The organism is Armatimonadota bacterium (assembly GCA_016125185.1).
GTDB lineage: Bacteria > Armatimonadota > Fimbriimonadia > Fimbriimonadales > Fimbriimonadaceae > Fimbriimonas.
In genome coordinates this window covers 683490-707274 of the sequence record WGMG01000001.1, presented here as the reverse complement: position 1 = coordinate 707274, position 23785 = coordinate 683490, and the positions used below count along the sequence as shown (strand labels likewise).

Genomic DNA, 23785 nt, shown 5'->3' with positions numbered 1-23785 from the left:
AGAACCTACTTTTTGGGTTTGTGTTGTTTCGGCTTGCCGGTCTTCGTCGACGTTTGGATATTCGGTTTGCCATTAGCGGCCGGATTGCTCTTCGCCTCGACATTCTTTAGCCAGGGGAAGAGCTGGCTAGGGTCCTGCGGGTAGAGACCTCCGTCCTTCGTGTTCACCTTTTGCAAGGGAGCGAGTGGTAAGCGGTAGGCTCTCAGCGACTGCACTGTCGCAAAGATATTGGTGAACGTCCAGTAAAGGACGAATCCACTCACGACCGGAAACGCACCGGTAAACATGAAAACTGTAAAGGCTACGGAGATGCCGATGCCCATCAGTCGCATCTGCTTCTTTTGGCTCGGGTCGTTGACCGGAGTGAGCATCTGCGAACAGATCATCGAGATTCCGTAGAGAATGATAAGAATCGTGTCCTGGGTACCCAGGTTAGGGGCGGTGAAGCCGTGCGTGAGCTTGCTGACGTCCTTGTTGATCCAAAGGAAGGTGCCCTTTTGGAACTCGAACTGGTACAGCAACATGCACTGGTACACCGAGAGGAAAAGCGGCATCTGGACGAAGGCCGGGGCGCATCCCGCCGCCGGATTGAGGCCGTACTCCTTGTACAGCTCCATCACCTTCATGTTCATCTGCTGAGGGTCTTCTTTGTATTCCTCACGAATCTTGGTGATCAGCGGACTGAGCTGAGACATCTGTCGCGAGTGCATGATCGTCTTTTGCGAGAATGGGAAGACGATGATGCGAACCACTAGTGCCAGCAAGAACGCGCCAAACCAGTAGCTGAATCCGGGAATCCGTCCGGTCAGGCCCACCAACGTGTCGATGAAGTTGTATCCGCCGGGGATGAAGCCCCAGATGATTTCCTTCTTGTTGCGCGCACTGAGGATGTCGCTAACTTTGTCGAAAAGCTGTTGCCCCGATGCGGATTGGGGAATGTCGGGAAAGCGTGAATCGGGAGCGGCCGTGAACTGTTTGTCTTTCCAGTCGGGCGTGTCCACGCCGTGCTTTTGGTATTCCCAAAGCGTTTGATAGGCCAGGCGAACACGCGCGGTTTCGTTGCGCATGATGCCGGCTCGGAGTTGGGTGTTGGCGACGAGGACGGCCGCTTCGTACCGCTTGACCTGCGCTTCCGGCTCGGTCAGCTTCTTCTCTTTGACATCGCGGTCCAGAAGCGACTTGTACGTGTGGTAGTCACTATTGGCAGAAACGTCTTTCGTCTCCGCGTTGTCCTTTTGAATCTGTTTGTAGACATCCACCGTGGACCGGGTATCCGGTTGGCGGTTCTGCATAGTGGTGAAAAGCCATACGACCGAGATCATCCAGATCACCCAGATGAAGGTCATGTTGCGCTTGGGGGCAGGTGCGTTAGCCATTCTCTTAAACTAAAAAACCCTCGATCTAAGGAACCGGGTCATGTCCTCCGGGGTGCCAAGGTCCGCATCGGCAGATGCGTTTGAATCCCATCCAGGATCCCTTGATGAGCCCATATTTCTCGATCGCTTCCAGGGTGTATTGAGAGCAACTCGGTGTGTACCGGCAGGTAGGCGGCATCCACGCGAAACCGCGTTGATAGCTTCGTACTAAGAAGATGCCGATCCTCCGACCCAAGAGTTTGCCTCTCCAATTAAGTGCGTCAACTCAATGCGAAGCGTTGCATATTCGGTGCGAAGACACTTCATACCGACGACGAGGACCCAGTCCTGCGTGGTCGGTTGCATCTGAGTCGAAATCATTGCCCGGATACGCCTCTTCTGTCGATTGCGCTGCGGCTTCGCTCCAAGCTTCTTACTCGTTGCAATCCCAACGAGTCCTTGACCCGGCGTGACAATAAGCGTTAAAAAGTCGCCTCTGAAACGGCGACCCTGATTGTAAATCTCGTCAAACCGGCGCTTGGAAGGACCTTTTATGCGCTGAGTTTGTGACGCCCTTTGACTCGTCGTCGTTTCAGGACGTTTTGACCGTCGGTGGACTTCATTCGGACTCGAAAACCGTGTGTTTTGCTTCGTTTGCGGTTATTTGGCTGAAATGTGCGCTTCATATTAGGCAGCCTTCACTTATGGCAGTGGGTTGGAAGTATACCCCTAGATTCCGGGAAGATTCGCCTTTTTCAGCGCGAGCTCGACGCGAGATAAATCTTTCTGCATCTGCGCGATGGTTGGCGGCTCGAAGCCCAACAGCAATTTTACAGTCTGCGGATTGCTGAGCGCCACGACATTGATGGCCCCGCGCAGCTTCCAAAGTTCGAGGGCGAGCAATTGCTTTTCGTGGAACGTCTTGGGGATTTCGAGCTTGTCGATGCGCTTGACGAAGTCTTGGAGGCCGGCTTTCGACTGCTTGTAGTACTCCGGCGCGGCTTTAAGCAGTTTCTCGGCCAGGGGCTGACCCTGTTCCTGGAGTTTGGTCCAAAGGTTTTTGGCGATGGAGATGCTGACCGAGGTGGCACGATCCCAAAGGCTCGGCGAATCCTGGGCGACGGCTGTACCAGCCAGCATCAGAACCGTGAGCGCCAGAATCCTTTTCATCTCTCTACCGATTATTGGACGACTCGTAGAATATCATTTCTTTCGATGACGGGCGAAAAGTGCGACATTTTGATCGTGGGCGGAGGCACCGGCGGCGTGGCGGCCGCGATGATGGCGTGCGACCTGGGGCACCACGTGATCCTGACCGAGGAAACTGATTGGGTCGGCGGTCAGTTGACCTCGCAGATCGTGCCGCCGGACGAGCATCCGTGGATCGAGCAGTTCGGGTGTACGCACCGCTATCGCACTTACCGAAATCGAGTGCGACAGTATTACTTTGACCATCGACGGCTGGGCGCCGCGACAAAGAGGCTGGTGGACTTCAATCCCGGCGGCGGATGGGTCAGCCGACTTTGCCATGAGCCCAAGGTTGGGCATGCCGTCTTGGAATCGATGCTTTTGCCTTACGTTCGAAGTGGGCACCTGACAATACGACTCGGCTTGAAGCCACATAGCGCCGAGGTTGCGGGGGATGAGGTTCGGAGCGTGCGGTTCGTCGATCTGACGACGGGAGGCTTCGTGCAGATTGAGTCCACGATCTTCATCGACGCCACCGAGCTAGGCGACCTGCTCCCGATGTCGGGCACCGAATATGTGGTGGGCGCGGAGTCGAAAGCCGAGACCCAAGAGCCGAACGCGGTGGACGGTCCGACTGAGCCGGACAATGTGCAGGGCATCACGTGGTGCTTCGCGCTGGGCTACGACGAGGATGGCGACCACCGGATTACGAAGCCGGAGCAATACGATAAGTGGAAGGATTGGGGTCCCGATTTCTGGCCCGGTCCGCTTTTGGGCTTTCAGATATTGAATCCGCACACGCTGGAAGTCCGGGAGTTGCCGCTTTTTGGCAAAGACCCGAGCGACTGGTATTCCCTTTTTCGGTATCGCCAAGTCGTACGGCCCGAAATTTACGAGAATCCCGACCAGTATCGGCCCGTCACCATCGCCAACTGGCCCCAGAACGACTACTTTGAGGCAACGATCACCGACGTGGACCCTTTGCCCTCAGGCGACCACGTTCCCGACGGTTTTGACGTTCCCGGTGCCATGGGTCCGGTTTCGGCGAGCCGACTCTATGACGCCAAGCAGTTGTCGCTTTCCGTGGTGTACTGGCTTCAGAACCAAGCTCCACGGCATGACGGCCAGCCCGGAGCTTATCCCGGCGTTTTCATGGACGGCGGAATTTCCGATACTTCCGACGGGTTTGCGAAGTATCCCTACATTCGCGAGTCGCGGCGAATCGTAGCGCAATACACGGTGAAGGAGCAGGACGTGGCGGCCTACACCAATCCGAATATGGATCGAGCGCCGTCGTTTGACGATTCGGTTGGCATAGGGGCGTATCGCATCGATCTTCACCCCAGCACCAACGGTAAGAACACGATCGACACTTCGACCCTTCCGTTCGAAATTCCGGCGAGGTCGCTGATTCCTGTTCGGATGAGAAACCTGATACCGGCGTGCAAGAACATTGGGACGACGCACATCACAAACGGGTGCTATCGACTGCATCCGGTCGAGTGGAATATCGGCGAGGCAGCGGGGGCGATGGCCTCCCTTTGCGTATCCCACGGCGAGCCCGTACAGGCGATCGTGACAAAAATCGAAGAATTGCAGGCATTGCTCACGAGCCAAGGAATTGAAATTCGATGGCCGAAATTAAGTGCACTTTAGGTGTGCTTTACGCTTGAGCCAACAATTTTTGTGGAAAGAACGTAGCAAAATATTGAAGGAGACGGCTGTTCTTTTCACCAGCTTTTGGGGTGGGAATGGTATCGTTATATATCTATGTCTAACGACATTTTTGAGCGCGTAAAAAAGGTCACCGTCGAAGAACTCGACGTCAAGCCGGAAGAAGTGACCATGGAAGCCAGCTTCACCGACGATCTTGGTGCAGATTCTCTCGACGTTGTCGAACTCGTCATGGCTTTTGAAGACGAATTCGAAATCGACATCCCCGACGAGGAAGTAGGCGAGATCAAGACGGTCGGCAACGCCGTAGACTACATCTCCAAGAAGAAAAGCTAATGAGCTTTCCGCCCGAACCATCCGGGCGTGTCGTTGTTACCGGCGTCGGTGCGGTCACTCCGCTCGGCACCGGTGTAGACGTCTTTTGGCCCCGAGTCGTCGCCGGCGAGTCTGGGGTACGCCGGATTACCAACATCGACCCGACCCCGTATGCCACGCAGGTCGCGGCCGAAGTGCCTGACTTCAACATCGAAGACTGGTACTGTGAAAACTTCGAAAAGAAGGATGCCCGGCGAATGGATAAGTTCATCCATTTTGCCATTGCCTCCGCCCGACAGGCCCTCGACGATTCGGGGATCGAGCTGACCGAGGACCTCCGAAATGAATTCGGTGTGCTCATCGGCACCGGCGTCGGCGGGTTGGGGATCATGTACGACAACACCGCGTTCATTCACGGCGGAAAGCCGGATCGCGTGTCGCCGTTCTTTGTTCCCTACATGATCGCGGACATGGCTAGCGGCATGGTCTCGATCATCAACGATTTGCGCGGGCCGAACCACACCGTGGTTTCCGCCTGCTCGACCGGGGCGAACGCCATCGGCGATTCGTACGAAATGATCAAGCGCGGCGACGCCGTCGCGATGCTTGCGGGCGGCACCGAAGCGGCGATAAACGACATCGGCATCGCGGGATTCTGCGCTTGCCGAGCCATGACGAACCGAAACGACGAACCCCTGCGGGCCTCGCGGCCGTTCGATGTCGACCGAGACGGATTTGTGATGGGCGAAGGCTCAGCAGTTTTGGTCTTGGAGGATCGCGACCACGCGATCGCTAGAGGCGCGAAGATTTATGCCGAGATCATCGGCTACGGTATGTCGGCCGATGCTTACCACATCACATCTCCCCACCCCGAAGGACGCGGCGCGGCAAAGTCGATGACGATGGCGCTTCGCAAGGCGAAGCTTCAGCCAGAGCAGATCGACTACATCAACGCTCATGGCACTTCGACGCCGGTTGGCGATCCGATGGAGGTCTCGGCGGTGAAGAAGGTTTTTGGCGATCATGCCTACAAGCTGGCGATGAGTTCGACGAAGTCGATGCACGGGCATACGCTCGGCGCGGCGGGCGCGATCGAGTCGCTGATCTGCATCCTGGCGATGCGAGATGGCGTTATGCCACCGACGATCAACCTGGAGAATCCTGATCCGGCGTGCGACCTGAACCACGTTCCGAACGTGGCTCAGAAGCGAGAATTGACCTATGTGCTGAACAATTCGTTCGGGTTCGGCGGACATAACGTGTCGCTGATCATGACGAAGGGCTGATTTTCTAGTCGGCAGGTAGTCTCATCCACCCCTCCAATCCTTGGAGGGGAAATTTGTTCTTCGCCGCGAGTAGGTTTCTGGCACGGCTAAACTAACTTCATGGCCGAGAAGGGAATGGACCAACACATCCAGCATTTTCTCGACCATCTGCGCGCAAGGCGTTCGGAAGCGACGGTTCGCGCGTACGGGGCCGACCTGAGTCAGCTTGCCGAGTTCACGGACGGCGAGTTTTCGTTCGACACCGAGACGCTGCGGCGATTTCTGCGCAAGCATGGTGGGAGTCCGCGCACTCGGGCGCGAAAGCTATCGACGCTGCGGACGTTCGCCAAGTACCTTCGCGTTTCGGAGGTGATCGACCGGGACCCCACCGAGCCGTTGGAAGCTCCGTTCCGTCGTCGAAACCTGCCCAAAAGCCTGAACCAGCCGCAGACCGTCGATTTGCTTGATCAGGGGGACGTGGGACGAACGCCGAAGCGGGATCGCGCGATTTTGGAGCTGATCTATTCGGCGGGTCTTCGGGCGGCCGAGACGATCGGCCTCGAACTTGGTGACCTCAATTTCTCGGATAACTCGGTTCGGGTTATCGGTAAGGGCGACAAGGAGCGGATCACCTTCTTCGGCGGGGCGGCGGCACGGGCGGTGCAGGAATACGTCGAGGGTGAGCGGGTTTTGCCGGTGGCGAACGACGCTTTGTTCACGAATGATAAGGGTGGGCGGTTAACGACGCGCACGGTTCAGAAGATCGTGAAGCGATGGGCTCTGGCGGTCGGTTTGCCGCCGGAGACGTCGCCGCACACGTTGCGGCATACGTTTGCGACGCACCTGCTGGACGGGGGCGCCGACTTGAAGACGGTTCAGCAGTTGTTAGGTCATTCTAGCCTGGCGACGACGCAGATTTACACGCACGTCAGCATCGAGCGCCTACACGAAACGGTTCAGAAGGCGCATCCGAAGGGTAAGGCTTGACTGACGCTCGTCAAATTCTGCCGCCATAATGGCGGGGTCGCCCCGATTCCGCTTCGCTCCAATTGCCTCGCTTTGCTCGGCGGGGTCTTCGACTTCGCTCCTCGGACTCTTGTTTGTAACGAGCTTTCCAGGGGTCTACGCTTCCTTCGGTCGCTTCGACACCCTGGCTACCTTCTGCGATCCCTCCGGGATCGTCCGTTGCGGTAAGCAAGTCGCTTTTGTTTGATCGGATTGAAGAGATTTGATGTCTACTGGACTGGCACAAGGCGGACGACGATATCGGGTTCATTGACGGTCACGTACACGAAACCATCCGGTCCGATGGCGATGTCGCGAACTCGGCCAAGGTTGAACAAAATCGTTTCTCGCTCGACCACTTTCTCGTTCTTCACCCTGACACGGTCGATCACTTTGCCAGCTAGACCACCGGCCAACAGGTCGCCGTTCCACTTGGAGAAGGGCGACCCTTTGTACACGCGCAGGCCAGACGTGGCGCTGGACGGCAACCATCGAGTGATCGGCATTTTGAACTTCTGATCGGCGGTCGGCCAGGGCACCTCTAACGACGAGTCGTTATAGTTGATGCCGAAGGTGATCACCGGCCAACCGTAATTCGTGCCGGGAACGATGTGGTTGAGTTCGTCGCCGCCACGGGGTGCGTGCTCGGTGTCGTACAAGTCGCCTTTGTCATCCATCGCCAGCCCCTGCGGGTTGCGATGGCCGTAGGTCCAGATCGCGGGGATCGCGCCGGGAGTATTCACAAAGGGATTGTCCTTGGGGATCGACCCGTCTTCGTTTAGGCGGAAGATTTTGCCGTTTGGCTTGTCGAGGCGTTGGGCCAGGGGTCCGTTGCCGCGCTCACCCTGAGTGATGAAAATGTGACCCTTGCCGTCGAAGACGATTTTGCCGCCGTAGTGGATGCCCGACCCATTGTAGTTGTCGATCGGCACCTTGAAGATGTCCTGCTGGTCGGTCCAGGTTACTTTGTCGCCATCAAATTTGAGGCGGCCACGATACGTGCGGGTGAACGCTTCTCGGCGGTTTCCTTCTTTGGGATCGGCAACGGTCAGGTATATCCAGCCGTTTTTGGCGTAGTCTGGGTGAACCGCAACCTCCATCAGGCCGCCCTGGCCGATTTCCGTTGAAGCGGGCAAATTGTCGACCCTCGACACGACTTTGCCACCCTTGACCACGGTGAGGTAGCCCGAGCGATTGGTAACGAGCATGGTGCCGTCGGGGAGCCAAGCCGTACACCAAGGTGTCTTCAATCCTTGGTCCTTATCGACCACGGTTTCTATCCGATATTTGTAGTACTGAGTTTGGAAAACGCCGTTCGTGTTTTTCGGCGCAGTCATTGGGCGGATCGCCTTGTATTGAAGCTCTCGAATGTGGACGACCAGGGCCCAGACTTCTTGGTCCGACATCGTGTCGCCGTAGGCCTCCATTCCCATCGTCGGAACGCCGTTGCGAGTGGCGTCGAAAAACGGCTTGTCCCACTTCTCGTCGAACTTGTCGACGGTGAGAAGGGATTGGGTGCCGCCACCGCCGCCCTCGGCGTTAACGCCGTGACATTTGGCACAAGTATCGTTATAAAGTTGAGTGACATTCACGCCACTGCGTTTAACTTTAGTACTCTTTTCGTAATCGCTTTTTTGCTGGTCAGCCTGAGATTTAGTACCCCCAACAAACGACGAACAAGAAATAACGGTTGCCAGACCGGCAAAGACATAAATCGGACGGACCATTGCGTTACTTTACCTACGCAACCGGTCCGTCCAAAGTCAGCGGATTATTTCTGTTTGAGCAGAACCGCGAGCTTGGTCAATTGTTCGTCGAGCTTCTTCGAGAGCATCTTGAAGACTTCGTACGACTGGCTGGTGGGCCGGAAATTGCCACCCGACACGTTGCTGAAGACACCCGCGAGCTTGTCATTGAGACGGATCGGATAGTTGAGGGGATCCTGGCCGCTTTTATTTTTGGTCTGGTAGATCGCTTCTTCGACGGCGGTTATGTCGGCCAGCCATTTCGGATCGGCCTTGTCGCCTCGCTCTTCCTTCGCCTTCTTGATGTCGGCCAGCGCCTTGTGAGCCTGATCGATCTTGGCGACGATCTCCATCTGGAATCGGAATTTCTCCTGCAGGTCGGCGTCGCTCGCCGTCGTGCGCGGGTCCTTCGACCAGCGGAAGTCGGTCGAGAAGGTCTGGCCGTCGGCAGTCATCGTCAGCTTGTACGTTCCTGGCGGAGCCGTGATGGGCGACGGGAAGCCCGACCATAGGATCATGCCGCTCGGCATCGAGAACGAGCGATAGCGCAGGAAGGTGCTAGTGCGGTGGAACCCAGCTTCGGATGCACCGCTTTCGACGGTTTGGACGACGTTTCCTTTCGGGTCGGTGATCTGGAATTTCAGAGACTTGACCGGTTGGGCCAAGTAGCAATCGATCACCAATCCGCTGGGCGGGTTCATGCCAGACTTGCTATCGCCCCGACCGCCGTACGACACCGGATAGGCGTCGCGGGGCGTGAACAGACGCGTAGCGTTGTCGCCTTTCTGGGCCAATTGCTGAAGCGAGGAGATGTCATCGAGAATCCAGAAGCCGCGCCCGTGGGTTGCGATCACCAGATCGTTGTCTTTCCAGATCAGATCGTGCACGGGCGTCACGGGCAGATTGTTCTGCAGGGATTGCCAGGACGAGCCGCCATTGAAGCTGACATAGACGCCGTTCTCGGTACCTGCGTAGAGCAGATTCTTCTGCTTGTGGTCCTCGCGCACGACTCGAACGAAGGTGTCCTTCGGGATTCCGGTCGTGATCGGAGTCCAAGTTTTGCCATAGTCGGTTGTCTTGTAGGCGTACGGCTGGTAATCATCGCTTTCGTGGTTGTCGACGGCGGCGTAGGCAGTCCCGGCATCGAACGGCGACGGATCGATCATACTGACGAGACCCCACTTGGGCATCTGCGGCGGCGTGACATCGGTCCAGTGCTTACCCCCGTCCATCGTCACGTGGATCAATCCATCGTCCGAACCGGCCCAAATCACTCCTCGGCGCTTGGGCGACTCGGCCACGGTGAACACGGTTCCGTAGTACTCCACGCTGGTGTTGTCTTTTGTGATCGGCCCACCCGAGGAGCCGAGAGTGGACTTGTCGTTCCGCGTCAGGTCGGGGCTGATCTTCTTCCAGCTTTGGCCCATGTCGTGGCTGGTCATCACGTACTGTGAGCAGGTGTAGATCAGGTTCGGATCGTTGGGCGAAAAAACGATCGGGTAGGTCCACTGGAAGCGGTAGTCGAGGTCTTCGGCTCCATGGCCCATCGGGTTATCGGGCCAGGGGTCAATGGCACGAGAGACCTTTGTGCGGTGGTTGTACCACGAGAGATCGCCGCCGTAGCTTCCGCCGAAGACGATGTCGGGATCATCGGGTTTCGGTGTGACATAGCCCGATTCGCCGCCAGCCGTGCTGGTCCAGTCGTCCTTGGTGATGCCTCGGCCAAAGGTTCGGCTGGCGATGCGGACGGTGCTGTTGTCCTGTTGAGCACCGAGGATGTTGTATGGGAAGGCGTTGTCGGCGGAGACGTGGTAGAACTGCGCGGTCGGCATTTCGAGTGCGCTGAAGGTTTTGCCACCGTCGGCGGTGATGGTCGCGCCGCCATCGTTCGCCTCGATCATCCGTTGGGGATCATCCGGGGCGATCCAAAGATCGTGGTTGTCGCCGTGGGGCGGGCGAAGGTTCGAGAAGGTTTTGCCGCCGTTGGTGGAGCGACCCCATCCGACGTTTAGCACGTAGACGGTTTCTTTGTCCTTCGGGTCGGCGTAAACGTGGGTGTAGTACCACGCCCGCTGTCGCCAGTTTCGGTCCTCGTTGACCTTGCGCCAGGTCTTGCCGGCGTCATCGGAGCAGAAGAGGCCGCCGTCCTGCGCCTCGACGATGGCCCAGTAGCGGTTGGAATCGACTGGAGAAATCGAAAGGCCAATCTTCCCGAGTGTGTCTTTGGGCAACCCCTCGTTGCGGCTGATATCCGTCCAGGTGTCGCCGCCGTCCTCGGACTTGTACATGCCGCTATTGGGTCCGCCGGAGTTCAGCGAATAGGGGGTGCGCCAGGCGTCCCAAAACGAGGCTAGGAGGATGTTGGGGTGGTTCGGATCGACGACGAGATCAACGGCCCCGGTATGGTCGGTGGAGAAGAAGACGTGGTGCCAGGTCGCGCCGCCATCGGTGGACTTGTAGATTCCCCGCTCTGTGCTCTTGCCATACACATGGCCAAGAGCGGCTACCCACACGGTGTTGGGGTCTTTGGGATCGACGACGATGCGGGAGATGGTTCGAGTCGCTTCGAGGCCGATGTGCGACCAGGTCTTACCTCCATCAGAACTCTTGTAGATTCCGTCGCCTTCGGAAATGTCGCCGCGAATGTCGCGTTCGCCGGTGCCAGCGTAAATGACGTCGGGATTGGACGGAGCAATCGCGATGGCACCCACCGAGGATGAGCCGAGGGAGCCATCGGAGACGGGCGACCAGTTATCGCCACCGTCGGTGGTCTTCCAGATTCCGCCGCCGGTCGCGCCGAAGTAGTACTCCTTGGGACGCTGGGGGGAGCCTGCCACCGCAAGCGAGCGGCCGCCTCGAAATGGGCCAACGAAGCGCCATTCGAGACCCTTGTACTGGTCCGGCGATTGGCCGAACGACAATGAGGAGCCGGCGAGCATGAGCGCCAGCAGGAGGCTCTTCTGAGAAATCACTAAAGCGATATTACCAAGATCGCTATCGGCCCAAATCGCGGACCGGAAGCACGAGGTGGACCGGCTCACTTCGCTTAGGGATGAGTTGTCGAATCACGTACGGCTCCATACCGATTTTGCGACCGACGAACGGCAGGTTCTCCCGCTCGACGACTTGTTTGCCTGCATAGAGCAGGATTCGGCTGGACACAGTCTTGTTATTCGCGCTCATGAGCTCAAGACCGTGCTGGTGGACGGAACCGAGGTTCTCGCAGTCCACGGAAATCTGAGCCGGATTCGAGTTAGGAATCTTGCTGAAGGTCACGGAGCCGATGTTCATGTACAGCTTGATGGACCCATCTGGGAGGATTTCCCGTTCGGATTTGATGAGTTCGCGGTGGTAGACGTAGATCGTGCCGTCAATCTTTACTTTTGAGCCGGAGGGAGCATTCTGCACCGGCATGACGGAGTAGAGGTTCGGCGAAAACGTCCAGGTGGACGGACCGAACGATTTGACCTGACCGTTTGGGGTGATGAGGGAAAATGTGCCTTCCATCCGAATGACTTCGTCATCGTGCATTGGGCCGGTGGCAAACATTCGGGCGGCGACGATGGTGCGGTTCGCCTTAGCGTCCTTTTGGTAGAGCGCCTCGCCGCGCATAGTAAAGCCGGAGGCGCGGGATTCCTGTTGTTCGACCAACGGCTGGTTGATCGGGTTGGCGGCGTAGGCGAGGGGGTAGACGATGCCAAAACCTAGCGCCGTCATCGAAATCGACGCGATCCCCACCCAGTAAATCTTCTGATTCATCTTTCCCTGTTCATGGTTTGTACGGAACGACCGTACCTTTGCTCGTCCACCACGGATAGAGCTTCAATTCTAGCCTCTTTGCTCGAATCAGGGGGTCGACGGCGACCGCCTTTTGGATAACCTTGAGGTCATTGGTGCAGAAAACGAACACCCCTCGGCGCTTCTCATTCGATAGAAACGGTCCGGCGGCGGCAAGAATTCCGTCTTTCGCCATTTTCTGAATATTGGCCAAGTGCCCGGCCTGCATTTCCTCCAATTTCTGGTTAGGATAGCTGGGCGCTTTGTCCGGTCGCTCCAAGATGCCGAAGTAGACCTTCTCGACATCGAGGAACTTTTTGCCTTTACGGAAGGTGTTTTCCAGCATCCACGGCAATACGTCTACCTTCAATCTCCCTGATTTGACGAACGGATCATCCTTCATCAGATCCTTTGCCTCGTCGGCGCTATTGACGTCCATGACAGCCAAGCCAGCGTAGTCGGAGCCTTCCATTGGCCCCACGGCAACGGCCTTTCCCGCCGACCACAGGGCCTCTAATCCTTCCAGGTGTCGCTTCATCGCAACCTCCTGAAGATTCTTCGTGAGAGGCGTCGAATTTTCGCCGGGACGAAGCAAAACTAGCTGCATCGTCACCATTTTCGAGGTCTGGTAACCCGCGATGACACCAGCTAGTAAAGCTAACATCAGTATTTGCTCCTGATTTATCTAACCTCACCGACGGAGCCATGAGCAACCAAAGTTTTCCACCCGACCCAATACACGGAGGCTTTTGCTCCGGGGGTATATGGCATTACAGCACGATCTTCGTGATGAGGGGACGGAACTATCGCGCTTGCGGTCGCTCAGCGACGGCGTTTTTGCGATCGTTTTGACGTTCCTTATTTTTCGGCTCGACATCGCGAAATTCATCAATGCCGATAGCGATGCCGCCCTCTGGTTCAACCTAAAGTCTCAGAGTCAAGCTCTGCTCGGCTACACGCTGTCCTTCTTTATCATCGCCAGCTTTTGGATGCTTCATCAGCGCGTTTTTCGCCATGTCGGTAAATTTAATGGCACGCTGTTGTGGCAGAACATCACGTTCCTGTTCTTTGTGTCGATCCTGCCGCTGACGACCTCGATCCATAGCGGGAATCCGACCTTGCCCAGCGCCTGGCTCTTGTACGCCACCAACAACGCGGTGGCGGGCCTCAGCATGCTGTCCATTTGGCTGAAGTGCTGTCGGGCAGACCTGATGACGGAGCAGACATCGCGGGTGGTGCAGAGCTTCTTTGTGTGGCGCATTGGCACAATTCCGATCGTCTTCCTCGCGAGCATTCCGTTGGCGTACAAGAGCATGCACTACGCGATGTACAGTCCGATCGCGATTCCGATTCTGCTGATGGTCATCCACTCGGCGTTCAGTTCGAAAATGAAGAACTTGGTTCTGGTCAATCTCGGCCGGCCCGAGAAAGAGAAGAAGGCGGCCTAGGAAGTAAACTTTTGTGGTGGCGTCGTTCACCATTCCCATTCGATCCGACAAGCTCCAGATGTCGTTTTCCGTCGTTCGCGAGCTTTGTAACGTCCAGACCGACTTTCAAAAAGTCACAGTTTTGGAGACCGAAGTTTTTGGGAAGGCGCTGCTGCTGGATGGCCACATCCAACTGACTGATTTTGACGAGGCCGCATACCACGAGTGCCTAGTGCAGATTCCGGCTTTGAACCTGCCGAAGTTCGAGAAGGCGTTGGTGATCGGCGGCGGCGACGGCGGTGTGATCCGCGAAATTTGTCGTCACGCGTCGGTTTCGCAGATCGACATGGTGGAGATCGATCAGGGTGTGGTCGATGCCTGCCGCCAGTGGATGCCAAACCTCAGCGATGGGGCGTTCGACGACTCGCGTGTTAACCTTCAGATCACGGATGCTTTTCCGTTTGTGAAGCAGGCGACAGGACCTTACGATCTGATCGTCGTGGACTCGACGGACACCTACGAGGAAGAGGAAGGCGAGATCAGCGAGATGCTGTGGACGAAAGAGTTTTACACCGACCTTTCCCGTCTGCTGGCGCCGTCGGGCATCGTGGTCACCCAAGCCGACAACCACGTTTTCTGCCCCTACTCCTGCGAAGAAGTGCTCGACCTCTTCGGCGGCGTCTTTGCCCAAAAGGGCTTTTACTTTGGCCTGGTACCGTCTTTCGGCGGGTTTAGCGGGTTCGCGTGGGGAAGCAACGATCGGTCGCTGGCGGCCGAGCTATCGGTACCCGCAGGATACGGGTACCTGAACGACTTGACCTACCAACTGGCGTTCTCCGAGCTTTCGTTTAGCCGCTAGTCGTCTTGTGCTTGACGGGTTCTCGGCCCGCGCCGAACGTCACCTTCGTGGTCTTCGCATTGGGACCGGTCAGCCGATATTCCACCACGTGTCCGTTGCGCCAGTTGATTTCGACCGTCAGATCGCCACGGGCTCGCAAGCCCTTCACCGATCCTTTCGCGGCCCATTCGTCGGGCAGGGCGGGCAACAGCGTGATCTCGCCGTCGCGGCTCTGGAGAAGCATTTCGGCGATGCCAGCGGTCGCGCCGAAGTTTCCATCGATTTGGAAAGGCGGATGGGCGTCGAACAGGTTGGAGTAAGTGCCGCCACCGTTCGTGTAGTTGTAGCCTTCGACGCCGGTCGGCATGAGCAATCGGTGAAGAATCTTCAGCGCGTGGTTGCCGTCGTGGAGACGCGCCCAGAAATTGACCTTCCATGCCAGGCTCCAGCCGGTTCCGTCGTCACCTCGGGCTTCGAGGGATTTCTTGGCGGCTTCGGCTAGCGCAGGCGTTCCGTCCACCGTGATCTGGTTGGACGGGTAGAGACCGTAGAGATGCGACACGTGGCGATGGTGCGGCTCGGCTTCCTTGTAAGGCTCTAGCCATTCCTGCAGTCGGCCGTCGGGCGCGATCTGCATCGGTGCGAGCTTTGACAGCTTATCTTGGAGTTCCTTGCGGAAGTCGGGGTCCACGCCAAGAACCTCCGAGGCTTTGATCGTGTTCTCGAAGAGTTCGTGGACGATCTGCTGGTCCATGGTCGGGCCCATGCAGGTGTTGAGGTTGCCTTGGGTTGGGTGGATATAGGTGTTTTCCGGCGAATTGGAGGGCGCCGTCACCAGCCAGCCGTGCTTTGGCTCGGCGATAAGCATATCGGTGAAGAACAACGCGGCCTCCTTCATGACCGGGTACGCCGACTTTAGGTACGTCTTGTCGCCAGTGAAGGCGTAGTGGTCCCACTGATGCTCGGTGAGCCATGCGCCGCCGCTGACGGTCGAACCCCAGCCCGCACCCTCGCCGGGCGAGGTAAAGCACCACGGGTTGGTGACCACGTGCGCCACCCAGCCGCGGGCGTCGTAGTACGCCTTGGCGGTCTTGCGGCCGTTCGGAACCAGCTTCGGCAGGAAGTCGAGCAAGGGCTTGGTGCAGTCCGACAGGTTACACACCTCGGCGGGCCAATAGTTCATCTGCAGGTTGATGTCGAGGTGGAAATCGCCGTTCCACGGCGTCTGAAGTTCCTCGGCCCAGATGCCCTGCAGGTTGGCGGGCAAGGGGCTATCCGGTCGGGATGAACTGAAGAGGAGGTACCGCCCGAAGTTGAAGTACAACGCGGCCAGATCGGGGTCGGGCTTGCCTTTCGCCTGCTCGGCCAGCCGATCGATGGTCGGGAGCTTGCTGGATTCGGTTTTGGGCAGTTCGAGGTCGACTCGGCTGAAGAATTGGCGGACGTCGCGGATTTGGCGACCGTTGAGGTCTTTGAAGCTCCTTTTCGCCGCCCTTTCGAGTTGGTTGAGGCAGGTGACCTCGAAGTGAGGATCGAACATGCTGGTGCCTGCGGCGACGAGAATGAGAACTTCGTCGGCGTTCGTGACGTGGATTCCGGCACCGTCGGGGTGTTGCTGTCCGCCAATGTTGAGGACGCGAGCGTGGCCGAGGAAGCGAACGCCTTCGACGTTCGGCAGGCCGCTCTTGAGCTGACCAGCGAGGCGAATGTGGCTCCCGCTGACGGAAGAGGTCGCGTTCTCGGGGCGGTCCATCGAGATGTCGAGGTTCAGCTTTTCGCCTTTGCTGGCCTGGACATGATAGACAAACACCTGATCGGGGGCGGATACGAACGCCTTCCGCTCGATCTGGCCGTCGCCCGTTTTGTAGCTGACGATCGATGTGGCGGCCTTGAGATCGAGGATGCGTGAATAGTCGGTCGCCTGCTCGCCCAAATATCGAACCCGGAGGTTGCCGAGAATTTGATAGCACCCATACGGAGCGTCTTTGGCCGAACCGAAACTGGTGCCAGGCCCTTTGCAAATGAAGTTCTGCTGAAGCAGGTCCTGCGCCTTGCGGTTCTCGTCGTGCAGGAGCAGGTTTCTGATCTCGGGCAACACCTTATAGGCGTCTTCCCGGTCGGCGTCCTGCGGCCCGCCCGACCATACGGTCGACTCGTTCAGAACGATTCGATCCTCGCCGACGCCGCCAAAGACCATCGCCCCGATGCGCCCATTGCCGAGCGGGCTGGAGTCGTAGAACTTCGCGGCCGGGGCCGTGGCCCAAATCGTGGTGGAGGAATCGAATGCCATGATGGAGCCCGGAAGGAAGATTGCGAGGAGCAGGCTAGGCCATTTCACGAATTCTATTTTAGAACTTCGCCACGATCTTCGTCTTGTCCGACGACTCGGTGATCAGCGGAAAACCGTCGGTATCGAGCCAAACATCGACTTTCTTCGTGCCAATTTCCTGGGCGACATGATAGAGCGCCATCTTTTTTCCGTCGACGACCTTGGACTCGATGCCGATGTAGGTGCTCGTGGCGGTCTGCCATTTTTGGGTACTGGCGTCGAAGCTTTGGAACTTAAAGGCTTCGTCTTTGACGGGCTCGTCCCGCAGGAACCAGAACTCGGACAACTCGCGAATCTCGGCGTCGGCCGCGATCGGGACCGTCTTCTTGGTCGTTTTGTCGCCGACGGTCTCCATCACCGAGATTTCGTCGGCTTTGAAGTCGGCCCGAGTTCGGTGAGTTTCGTTGCCTTTGGCATCGAACATCTGCACGATCTTGAGGGTCGGGCGACCGGAGAACGCCCACACCTGGGTCGTGTGCATATCCAAGGTCTTTCCGCTCAGTTTGAGGGTCAGTTTGGTGTCGGTTCTCTTGCCGCCGTCCTGGGTGATCTTGATGAGAATCTTGGCTTCACCGATGAGGTCGGCGCCGCGATAAATGTCGTAGTTGAGCGTTTTGGATTGGAGTGCGAGGAGGAGAACGGCGCTAAGCATTGAGGAGCAGTTCTCCCACCCGGTAGCCACACTCGAACGCCTCTTCGATGCGCCCACCTAACAGGGCGTCGCTGGCGACTAGAACTCGCGAGCCCGGCTGGTTGACGGCTTCAAAGCGGGCCAGATTTTCGGGTTGGGAATACTTCCAACGCTTGACCTGGGCGACTTCGGCGGCTTCGAATTCGGGGCCGTAAAGGTTCTTGGTGAAGGCGAGTGCGGTCGAGACGATGAACTCGTCCGACTTGTCGAAATTGTCCTTCGAAAAGCGGGGACTCAACTGCATCACCATCGCCGTATGGTGCTCGGGAGCGCGACGCGGCGACTTCTCGGATTCGAGACTGAGCCACTGCATCGGGTGTACGCCTTCGGGGTCCACGATGGCGTGGTAGGGCGTTTCGTGAAGCTGGTTTTTGAACCCGAGCATGACACTGAGGCACGACCGGTAGGAGACGTTGGAGAGCGGGCGACTCTCGTTGAGCGACCACAGCAGTTGGGACGTCAACGGAAGCGGGAGGGCGAGGACGAGGTTGTCGAACATTTCGCCCTGAATTTCGAATCCGTCTCGGCTGGAAGCGATATCCGCCACTTCGCACATGGTTTTGACCTTCAGCGGCGTGGCGAGGCGGTTCGGGAATTCGGCGAGGCCGGTCGAGTAGGTGTAGCGCGAGGTCTCGTTGTGGAAGATCGACCCGGCGGAAACGCGAAGAGAATCATGAACCCAGATCGGTTTTTCGATGCGGACCAGATCGTCGGTTGGAAGCTCTTTCAGTAGAACTTCTTCGATGGCTCGGCCACGAGGAGCGATGCTCGTCGCGCCGTCATCAAAGGTGTAGCCGTCGATCACAACGGTCGAGGCGCGGCCGCCGACCTTTGAACTTTTTTCGAAGACGGTGGCGGTGACGCCGGCCCGCTCCAACCGCCATGCGACGGCCAAACCAGAAATTCCGGCTCCGACGATGGCAACTCTCATTCCTCAGATTCTACTCAGCCGAGGACCACGATGGACCGTGGAGGAAGCGCAGAGAGGATGCTGTGCTTGGCCGGTTCGGTCAGAACTTGCTTCCAATTCGAAACGTTGTCTTGGTCAAAAAGGTGGTATTCGCCCTTGATACCGACGGCCAAATTGTCGGCGGAGTCGAACGGAATCTGCTTGAAATATTCGGACGGCTCCCAACTAAGGTTGGCGAGGATCATTTTGCCGCACTCGATCATCACGAACTCGCGGTTGACATCCCAAACCCGGATGTCGTTCGAGCGGCGGTCAGCGAGTAGCGCGAGCGGGAGCGATGCCGGGCTCTTGAGGAGCGCCTCGGAGTCGAAGAGGGTTACGAAGTCGGCTTTGGCCTTGACGGCATTGGCGATGACGGCCATCGTGAAGAGGGCGGCTTCGATACCGTTGGTTCGGGCGTCGGGGGCGTCGCTGAGGCGCGCGGGGCCGACGATGATGGTCTTCGCGCCCATGTGGCGGGCCGACTTCACTTGGTCGGGGACGACCCAGCCGCACTCCATCATCGTGTCGGTGTCGAACTGGTGGGTTTTGGGCTGGAGACCGAGGCTGGAGCCATCAAGGCCGTCAAATGAGGGCTTCGAGCCATTCATCTCCATGAACCAGCCCTGCACGGCCAGGAATTTCTTGGCGCCGCGAACGGCGTTCAACTTCTTCCACTGATTCACGGGCGAGAAAAGGATGCCGTCATTAGGCGAAAGGGTTACGGGTATCGACGCGGCTTGGGTTTGGAGGAAAACCGGCCCTCCAACCAGCTTGGCGGATTCGATGCCTTCGAGGCTCGCCTGGGAATGCGTGAGATGCAGGCTCATGATGTGGTCCATCTCCTCGACGGTCATCTTGCGGCGGAAGATCGTACCCAGGCTGGGAAGCTGTCCGGAGGACGCAGTGGGGATCGTCGGTTCGTCTTTGTATCCATCGGCAGACACGATCAGCCGCGCCTTTTGCTTGATTTCTTGGCCCTTGGTCACACGGTATGGTGAGCCCGACTCCTGCCAGTGGCAATAGGTTTTGTACGAGGCGTCGCCGTAGTTGCGCTGATCTTCGGTCTCGAAGTCGTCGCCGGAGAGTTCGATTCGGATTCCGATGCCCGGCTTGACCTCGTAAGAGATCGCCTTGGTGTCTTTGAACGGCTGGTCCGCCTTGATCACTTCGGGAAAGGGGATCGTTTCGATCTTGCCCGGGTCGTGTTCGATTTGGGCCGGAATGCCTTCGAGAGTGGCGGGGTGGAGCAGACAGAGGCCGAGGCGGTTGGTCATTTGCTCGACGGGGACGATGCCGTCGAGAACGTATTCGATCTCGGCTTTGCCGTCGTCTCGCACCTTGCCCGTGATGGTGCCGTGCCAGGTGAAGTCCATTTTGTCGTCCTTGTGGACGGCAACAAAGGTGCAGGAGAACGACTCGCGCTTGCGATCGAATTTGAAATCGCTGACGGTTTGGACAACGGTTCCCCAGTCTGGACGCCGCACTGAACCATAAATGCCGCGGAGCAGTTCGTACGGGCCGACCTTCAGGTAACGGAGTTGGCCCGATTCAGGATCGACGAATCCCCTCAACTTTCCTAACTTAAACTCCATTGGTTCCGACGGCATGTGACAAGGTTATCTCAAATCGGGCAAACTATAGTCATCACTCCATGAAGCAAATCCGAGACAACATCTGGCAAGTCACCTACTCAGATTTGGGAGAGCCCGACGCGCGCGGTTACTATAAGGTCGAGGACCTTGGTGAAATCCTGATGGACCAGGCCGACGTGCGCTACATCAAGGAGATGGAGGACCAAGGTTACGAGCCGGTTTTCCATGTCAGTAAGTCGAAAGCCCTGAACGGCGCTTTCGTCGTTATCGGCCGCCAGCAGAAGGCCTAACCCATGCCCACCCGCCCTACGGTCGAGCGCATCCGGGTCCGCTACGGCGAGACCGACCAGATGGGGCATGCGTACTACGCCAACTACCTTTTTTGGTTCGAACAGGCGCGCGGGGCGTGGTGCCGAGACCGCGGATTCACCTACAAGCAGTTTGAGGAGCAGGGTGTTTTCCTGCCCGTCGTCGAGGTTCATATTCGCTACAAAGGCGAGGTGCATTACGACGACTGGATTCAGGTCGAAGTGACGGTGAGCGAGACCAAACGCGCCGCCGTGAAGTTTGAATATAAGATCGTCAATGAGTCCACCGGCAAGGTTTGCACCGAGGGGTACACCTGGCACGTGTTTATGGGCACCGAGAGGAAAGCGATTTCGATTCCCGAAAACATTAAGGTGCTGTTGGATCGAAATCCCGATGATTTTGAGACTTTGCGCTAAAATTTGTCGAAACACACCGTAGAAACAATTCGTACTCGTTTTCGCGGGGATGGTTATCGCATGAGCGAACCCAGTTGTATGAGTCTAAAGGAAGCCGTCCAGCAGGTCGGCTCTTTGGCGTCGGGTTCGAAGTTCCTCGCCCTCGGTCAGACCGTGTTTTGGGACGAACCGATGAAGGCCGGTTTAGCCCTTGAGGCCCAGCGGGCTGGCGTCGGCTTCGTAGCGGGCGTGCATGATACCGACTATTTTGCGAAGGTCTCGGGCGTAAAGGGCTCGCGAGCAAAGTTTAAGACGCTTCCCCACAACGACGGCTCAACGCGGAACCTCTGGAGCGCGGCGGCTGAGTTCTCGGCGCTGTTCGGTTCCGAGACGGTAGTGACGCGCGAAGAGCTGATCCGCGCGGGATTGCGGTTCGACCGTCTATCCGAAACTAGACCAGATTTTCTCGATGAAGCCACCGAAGCTTGGGGTTGGCGGGGCATCGTTTCGACCGACGAGAATCCGCCGATCACGCTGGAGGTTCCCGGCGACGACTTGGCTCGTGAGCTTTGTAACACGCTTCGATGGGCCATCGACGAATCGGTGGGATCGATTGGGGAAAGCAACCGAAGCCGGGCTCAAGAGGTCGGCGACAAGATCAACGAAGCTTTCTGCCTGTACGCCGAGGCTCCACACCGCAACCTGGCCGCCATCTACCGCGACCTGCTGAATCCGATTTATTCGCTGGTCGCGGGTGAGCCGCTGGAGTTTGAGACGACGCAGACGAGCGAACTTCTGCGGTTCAACACCCAGACCTACCACCTGCCACGGTTTGAGTTCTTTGCCAAGTATGTGGCGCATTCGACGCGGGCCGAGGCTTGCCAGGCTTACAACGAGGCGACCACCAGCTATCCTGGTCTGTATGATCTGACGCGGTTTGGATCGGGCGCGATTCCTTTCGACCTCGTGATTCCCGGCCTCGGTCGCGGCACCATCCGCCTCGGCAATCGTGGAGCGGTCATCACCACCCGAGTTCCCCAGTTCCTCAGCTACAAGAAGCCGCTGGAAACGCTGGCTGAACTTGCCGACTTGATCGAGAAGAAATTTGGTCCCAACTGCGCGGTCATCGGAAAGGCGGTCACCCTCATCGGCATGCTGGGGCGCGAGTTCACTTTTGCGTTCCACGAGGGCGCGTCGAGCTACGTGCGCGCCTCGCGGGTGCTCCATAACAAGCTGAATTTTCACGTCAACCCCATCCTGCGAATCCGCTATCAAACCTGGGATAGCCTAGCGTCAGTCGAGAATTGGTTCGACCTGCCGAAGCCGTTCCAAGCCGCCTTTGGAAGCGAGACAATTTGTGCGCCTTCGTTTGCGTCGCGTTGGCGAGCGGTGGTTGGTGAGCAGAAGTCGCGCATCGAACAGCTTGGGCAAATTCGCAAGCCCGGCGAGTTACTTTGCTACCTGGACCAGAAGGTCGGCGGGGCGTGGAGCCTTCAGGCGCAAGAGTACGAAGCGATCCATGGTCAATTGTCCGAGCTGAGCCAAGAGATTGAGTCGCTGAAGGAGAAACGACGCACCCTGCACAACGCTTGGAAAGCCGATGGTCAAATGTGGCAGGAAATTCAGCGCGAAATGGGCGACCATTTCCGAGCGAAGATTTTCGAAAAGATTCCCGATCAATCGGAATTGGACTGCCGTGCTGGGTTCACCGCTCAGCTAGAGCGACTGCGAAAACAGCGTGAGGCGTATCTGCACGAGATCGCGATGCTGGGCGAACGAGAACGGGCTGCTTCCCAAAGCGAGACCTTCTTGAAAGTCCACAAGCGACGTCGGGAGATCGAAATGGAGTCCGAATTTAAGCGGCTGAGCATGATTCGGGAAGCCACGATCAGCAGTCGCGGATTGGAGAGCGCAAACCGACGCCCAAGCGCGTGGTGGATTCCGCTGGTGAGCCCGGACGGCCGCTGGTTCCGCCGCATTACGGAGACGGCGACCTGCTATTGGGAGCCGATGATTTGAAATTCTGGAAGGTCGAATCGATCGGGAATCATTTCCCGCTCATCCATCTTGACAGTGTGACCGGCGCGACACCCGAAGAGGTCACGGACAAGCTATCGAAGCTGTCGATCGCCATGTGCCGGGAGCACTACAGCATCGGCGGCGACGGCTTGCTGGCGGTTGGCATGGAGGGGACCAACGTTCGCCTGCGGATGTTCAACCCCGACGGCACCGAGGACTTCTGCGGCAATGGAATTCGGTGTGCCGCTCAGCACGCGCATGAACAAGGGTGGGTTGGAACCCAGTTCAATATCCTTCATCTCGACCGCGCGGTTCCCGTCACCATCGACAATGGGCTCATCCGGTCGATGATCGGCACCGCTTCTTATGACCCCAAGGACGTGCCCACGAACATCATGGGCGAACTGTTCAACGTCACGATTTTTGCCGCGCGAGTGGACGACTGGTCGGTGGTTCTGCCCGGCAGTGCACTCTCGACGGGTTCGACGCACGTGGTTCTGCCCACCGGCTCTCTGCCGGATGACGACGGCTTTCGCAAGATTTCGTCGATGCTGGAGCACGACCCTCGGTTTCCCAAGCGCACCAGCGTTATTTGGGCGGTTCAGGATGGCGACGCGCTGAAGATTCGCATCTGGGAGCGTGGAGTGGGCGAGACGTTCGGATGCGGCACGGGCTCTTCGGCAGCGGCGGTCGATTGGATGCGCCGACGCGGGTCGGGAGGACGGATCGAGGTGAAGAACCCGGGCGGATCGGTATGGGTGTCGGCGGATACCTGGCATCATCCGATCACGATCGAGGGGACAGCGAAGACGCTGTTTGAAGGCGAGTTCTAGTCTTCGCGAAGATCAGATACAAGTTTCGATGCAAAGTGCGATCGCACTTCCTCAAGTGAAAACGAAGGTCCACCAG

The 23785-nt window shown here is 57.8% G+C and carries 23 protein-coding genes; 10 read left to right on the top strand and 13 right to left on the bottom strand.

Translation table 11 applies throughout. The features are described from left to right. Positions 1-5: 5 nt before the first annotated feature. From yidC to GC165_03180, 5 genes are read right to left on the bottom strand one after another with little or no spacing between them, the layout of a single operon-like run. Entirely contained in the window at positions 6-1376 is a 1371-nt protein-coding gene (gene yidC, locus GC165_03200; GenBank protein ID MBI1331867.1) for a membrane protein insertase YidC, read from the bottom strand. 25 nt (positions 1377-1401) lie between these two features. Continuing rightward, positions 1402-1611, bottom strand: a complete 210-nt coding sequence (yidD, locus tag GC165_03195) for a membrane protein insertion efficiency factor YidD (protein ID MBI1331866.1) — start codon at positions 1609-1611, stop codon at positions 1402-1404. Then, complete coding sequence (gene rnpA, locus GC165_03190; GenBank protein ID MBI1331865.1) at positions 1584-1910, bottom strand: ribonuclease P protein component; 327 nt, start codon at positions 1908-1910, stop codon at positions 1584-1586. Before rnpA ends, yidD begins: the two co-directional genes overlap by 28 nt. Continuing rightward, the gene (locus GC165_03185; protein ID MBI1331864.1) at positions 1907-2041 is read right to left on the bottom strand and encodes a 50S ribosomal protein L34; all 135 of its coding nucleotides are present in this window, start codon (positions 2039-2041) and stop codon (positions 1907-1909) included. The genes rnpA and GC165_03185 overlap by 4 nt, the downstream gene beginning before the upstream one ends. A gap of 43 nt (positions 2042-2084) precedes the next feature. Beyond that, positions 2085-2525 (bottom strand): hypothetical protein, encoded by a 441-nt coding sequence (locus tag GC165_03180; protein ID MBI1331863.1) that lies wholly within the window; start codon positions 2523-2525, stop codon positions 2085-2087. A 45-nt stretch (positions 2526-2570) separates the two neighbouring features. Between GC165_03180 and GC165_03175 the strand changes: the two genes are divergently transcribed. The 4 genes from GC165_03175 (at position 2571) to GC165_03160 (ending at position 6784) form a co-directional block, all read left to right on the top strand. Next, positions 2571-4199: an FAD-dependent oxidoreductase gene (locus GC165_03175; GenBank protein ID MBI1331862.1), complete on the top strand. Its 1629-nt coding sequence runs from the start codon at positions 2571-2573 to the stop codon at positions 4197-4199. 114 nt (positions 4200-4313) lie between these two features. Next, positions 4314-4553 (top strand): acyl carrier protein, encoded by a 240-nt coding sequence (locus GC165_03170; GenBank protein MBI1331861.1) that lies wholly within the window; start codon positions 4314-4316, stop codon positions 4551-4553. Then, entirely contained in the window at positions 4553-5818 is a 1266-nt protein-coding gene (gene fabF / locus GC165_03165) for a beta-ketoacyl-ACP synthase II (protein MBI1331860.1), read from the top strand. Before GC165_03170 ends, fabF begins: the two co-directional genes overlap by 1 nt. Positions 5819-5917: 99 nt before the next feature. Next, positions 5918-6784 carry a tyrosine-type recombinase/integrase gene (locus tag GC165_03160; GenBank protein MBI1331859.1) on the top strand — a complete coding sequence of 289 codons (867 nt, stop codon included), beginning with the start codon at positions 5918-5920 and terminating at the stop codon, positions 6782-6784. A gap of 248 nt (positions 6785-7032) precedes the next feature. Here GC165_03160 and GC165_03155 read toward each other — a convergent pair whose 3' ends face one another. Genes GC165_03155 through GC165_03140 form a run of 4 tightly spaced genes read right to left on the bottom strand, consistent with a single transcriptional unit; the run spans position 7033 to position 12988 of the window. Continuing rightward, positions 7033-8529 (bottom strand): c-type cytochrome, encoded by a 1497-nt coding sequence (locus GC165_03155; protein ID MBI1331858.1) that lies wholly within the window; start codon positions 8527-8529, stop codon positions 7033-7035. 44 nt (positions 8530-8573) lie between these two features. Further along, positions 8574-11486, bottom strand: coding sequence for a glycosyl hydrolase (locus tag GC165_03150; protein MBI1331857.1), 2913 nt, complete (start codon positions 11484-11486; stop codon positions 8574-8576). Positions 11487-11541: 55 nt separating this feature from the next. Beyond that, entirely contained in the window at positions 11542-12306 is a 765-nt protein-coding gene (locus tag GC165_03145; GenBank protein ID MBI1331856.1) for a hypothetical protein, read from the bottom strand. Positions 12307-12316: 10 nt separating this feature from the next. After that, positions 12317-12988 (bottom strand): hypothetical protein, encoded by a 672-nt coding sequence (locus GC165_03140; GenBank protein ID MBI1331855.1) that lies wholly within the window; start codon positions 12986-12988, stop codon positions 12317-12319. A 100-nt stretch (positions 12989-13088) separates the two neighbouring features. On the opposite strand from GC165_03140, the gene GC165_03135 reads away from it, so the two are divergent. After that, positions 13089-13772: a DUF1211 domain-containing protein gene (locus tag GC165_03135; GenBank protein MBI1331854.1), complete on the top strand. Its 684-nt coding sequence runs from the start codon at positions 13089-13091 to the stop codon at positions 13770-13772. A 16-nt stretch (positions 13773-13788) separates the two neighbouring features. After that, on the top strand, positions 13789-14610 hold the full coding sequence (locus GC165_03130; protein ID MBI1331853.1) for a polyamine aminopropyltransferase: 822 nt from the start codon (positions 13789-13791) through the stop codon (positions 14608-14610). On the opposite strand, the gene GC165_03125 is transcribed toward GC165_03130, so the two are convergent. From GC165_03125 to GC165_03110, 4 genes are read right to left on the bottom strand one after another with little or no spacing between them, the layout of a single operon-like run. Beyond that, a complete protein-coding gene (locus GC165_03125; protein MBI1331852.1) occupies positions 14600-16927 on the bottom strand; it encodes a glycoside hydrolase family 95 protein in 2328 nt (775 codons plus the stop codon). The two genes, GC165_03130 and GC165_03125, sit on opposite strands and share 11 nt — an antisense overlap. Positions 16928-16937: 10 nt before the next feature. Continuing rightward, the gene (locus GC165_03120) at positions 16938-17570 is read right to left on the bottom strand and encodes a hypothetical protein (protein MBI1331851.1); all 633 of its coding nucleotides are present in this window, start codon (positions 17568-17570) and stop codon (positions 16938-16940) included. Then, positions 17563-18540 carry an FAD-dependent oxidoreductase gene (locus tag GC165_03115; GenBank protein ID MBI1331850.1) on the bottom strand — a complete coding sequence of 326 codons (978 nt, stop codon included), beginning with the start codon at positions 18538-18540 and terminating at the stop codon, positions 17563-17565. The genes GC165_03120 and GC165_03115 overlap by 8 nt, the downstream gene beginning before the upstream one ends. A 14-nt stretch (positions 18541-18554) precedes the next feature. Next, on the bottom strand, positions 18555-20168 hold the full coding sequence (locus GC165_03110; protein ID MBI1331849.1) for a hypothetical protein: 1614 nt from the start codon (positions 20166-20168) through the stop codon (positions 18555-18557). A gap of 44 nt (positions 20169-20212) precedes the next feature. On the opposite strand from GC165_03110, the gene GC165_03105 reads away from it, so the two are divergent. Genes GC165_03105 through dapF form a run of 4 tightly spaced genes read left to right on the top strand, consistent with a single transcriptional unit; the run spans position 20213 to position 23709 of the window. Continuing rightward, positions 20213-20443 (top strand): hypothetical protein, encoded by a 231-nt coding sequence (locus GC165_03105; protein ID MBI1331848.1) that lies wholly within the window; start codon positions 20213-20215, stop codon positions 20441-20443. Between the two features lie 3 nt (positions 20444-20446). After that, positions 20447-20878 carry a YbgC/FadM family acyl-CoA thioesterase gene (locus tag GC165_03100; protein MBI1331847.1) on the top strand — a complete coding sequence of 144 codons (432 nt, stop codon included), beginning with the start codon at positions 20447-20449 and terminating at the stop codon, positions 20876-20878. A gap of 60 nt (positions 20879-20938) precedes the next feature. Further along, a complete protein-coding gene (locus GC165_03095; GenBank protein ID MBI1331846.1) occupies positions 20939-22876 on the top strand; it encodes a hypothetical protein in 1938 nt (645 codons plus the stop codon). Next, positions 22759-23709, top strand: coding sequence for a diaminopimelate epimerase (gene dapF / locus GC165_03090; protein MBI1331845.1), 951 nt, complete (start codon positions 22759-22761; stop codon positions 23707-23709). The genes GC165_03095 and dapF overlap by 118 nt, the downstream gene beginning before the upstream one ends. The last annotated feature ends 76 nt before the right edge of the window (positions 23710-23785 follow it).

What these genes read in the sequence shown, in the direction of transcription:
- GC165_03115 (MBI1331850.1), bottom strand. Translation starts at nt 18,540, where the DNA reads ATGAGAGTTGCCATCGTCGGAGCCGGAATTTCTGGTTTGGCCGTCGCA.
- GC165_03145 (MBI1331856.1), bottom strand. Translation starts at nt 12,306, where the DNA reads ATGAATCAGAAGATTTACTGGGTGGGGATCGCGTCGATTTCGATGACG.
- yidC (MBI1331867.1), bottom strand. Translation starts at nt 1,376, where the DNA reads ATGGCTAACGCACCTGCCCCCAAGCGCAACATGACCTTCATCTGGGTG.
- GC165_03095 (MBI1331846.1), top strand. Translation starts at nt 20,939, where the DNA reads ATGAGCGAACCCAGTTGTATGAGTCTAAAGGAAGCCGTCCAGCAGGTC.
- GC165_03160 (MBI1331859.1), top strand. Translation starts at nt 5,918, where the DNA reads ATGGCCGAGAAGGGAATGGACCAACACATCCAGCATTTTCTCGACCAT.
- GC165_03155 (MBI1331858.1), bottom strand. Translation starts at nt 8,529, where the DNA reads ATGGTCCGTCCGATTTATGTCTTTGCCGGTCTGGCAACCGTTATTTCT.
- GC165_03105 (MBI1331848.1), top strand. Translation starts at nt 20,213, where the DNA reads ATGAAGCAAATCCGAGACAACATCTGGCAAGTCACCTACTCAGATTTG.
- GC165_03110 (MBI1331849.1), bottom strand. Translation starts at nt 20,168, where the DNA reads ATGCCGTCGGAACCAATGGAGTTTAAGTTAGGAAAGTTGAGGGGATTC.
- GC165_03120 (MBI1331851.1), bottom strand. Translation starts at nt 17,570, where the DNA reads ATGCTTAGCGCCGTTCTCCTCCTCGCACTCCAATCCAAAACGCTCAAC.
- GC165_03135 (MBI1331854.1), top strand. Translation starts at nt 13,089, where the DNA reads ATGGCATTACAGCACGATCTTCGTGATGAGGGGACGGAACTATCGCGC.
- GC165_03100 (MBI1331847.1), top strand. Translation starts at nt 20,447, where the DNA reads ATGCCCACCCGCCCTACGGTCGAGCGCATCCGGGTCCGCTACGGCGAG.
- fabF (MBI1331860.1), top strand. Translation starts at nt 4,553, where the DNA reads ATGAGCTTTCCGCCCGAACCATCCGGGCGTGTCGTTGTTACCGGCGTC.
- GC165_03180 (MBI1331863.1), bottom strand. Translation starts at nt 2,525, where the DNA reads ATGAAAAGGATTCTGGCGCTCACGGTTCTGATGCTGGCTGGTACAGCC.
- GC165_03175 (MBI1331862.1), top strand. Translation starts at nt 2,571, where the DNA reads ATGACGGGCGAAAAGTGCGACATTTTGATCGTGGGCGGAGGCACCGGC.
- GC165_03185 (MBI1331864.1), bottom strand. Translation starts at nt 2,041, where the DNA reads ATGAAGCGCACATTTCAGCCAAATAACCGCAAACGAAGCAAAACACAC.
- GC165_03170 (MBI1331861.1), top strand. Translation starts at nt 4,314, where the DNA reads ATGTCTAACGACATTTTTGAGCGCGTAAAAAAGGTCACCGTCGAAGAA.
- GC165_03140 (MBI1331855.1), bottom strand. Translation starts at nt 12,988, where the DNA reads ATGTTAGCTTTACTAGCTGGTGTCATCGCGGGTTACCAGACCTCGAAA.
- GC165_03150 (MBI1331857.1), bottom strand. Translation starts at nt 11,486, where the DNA reads ATGCTCGCCGGCTCCTCATTGTCGTTCGGCCAATCGCCGGACCAGTAC.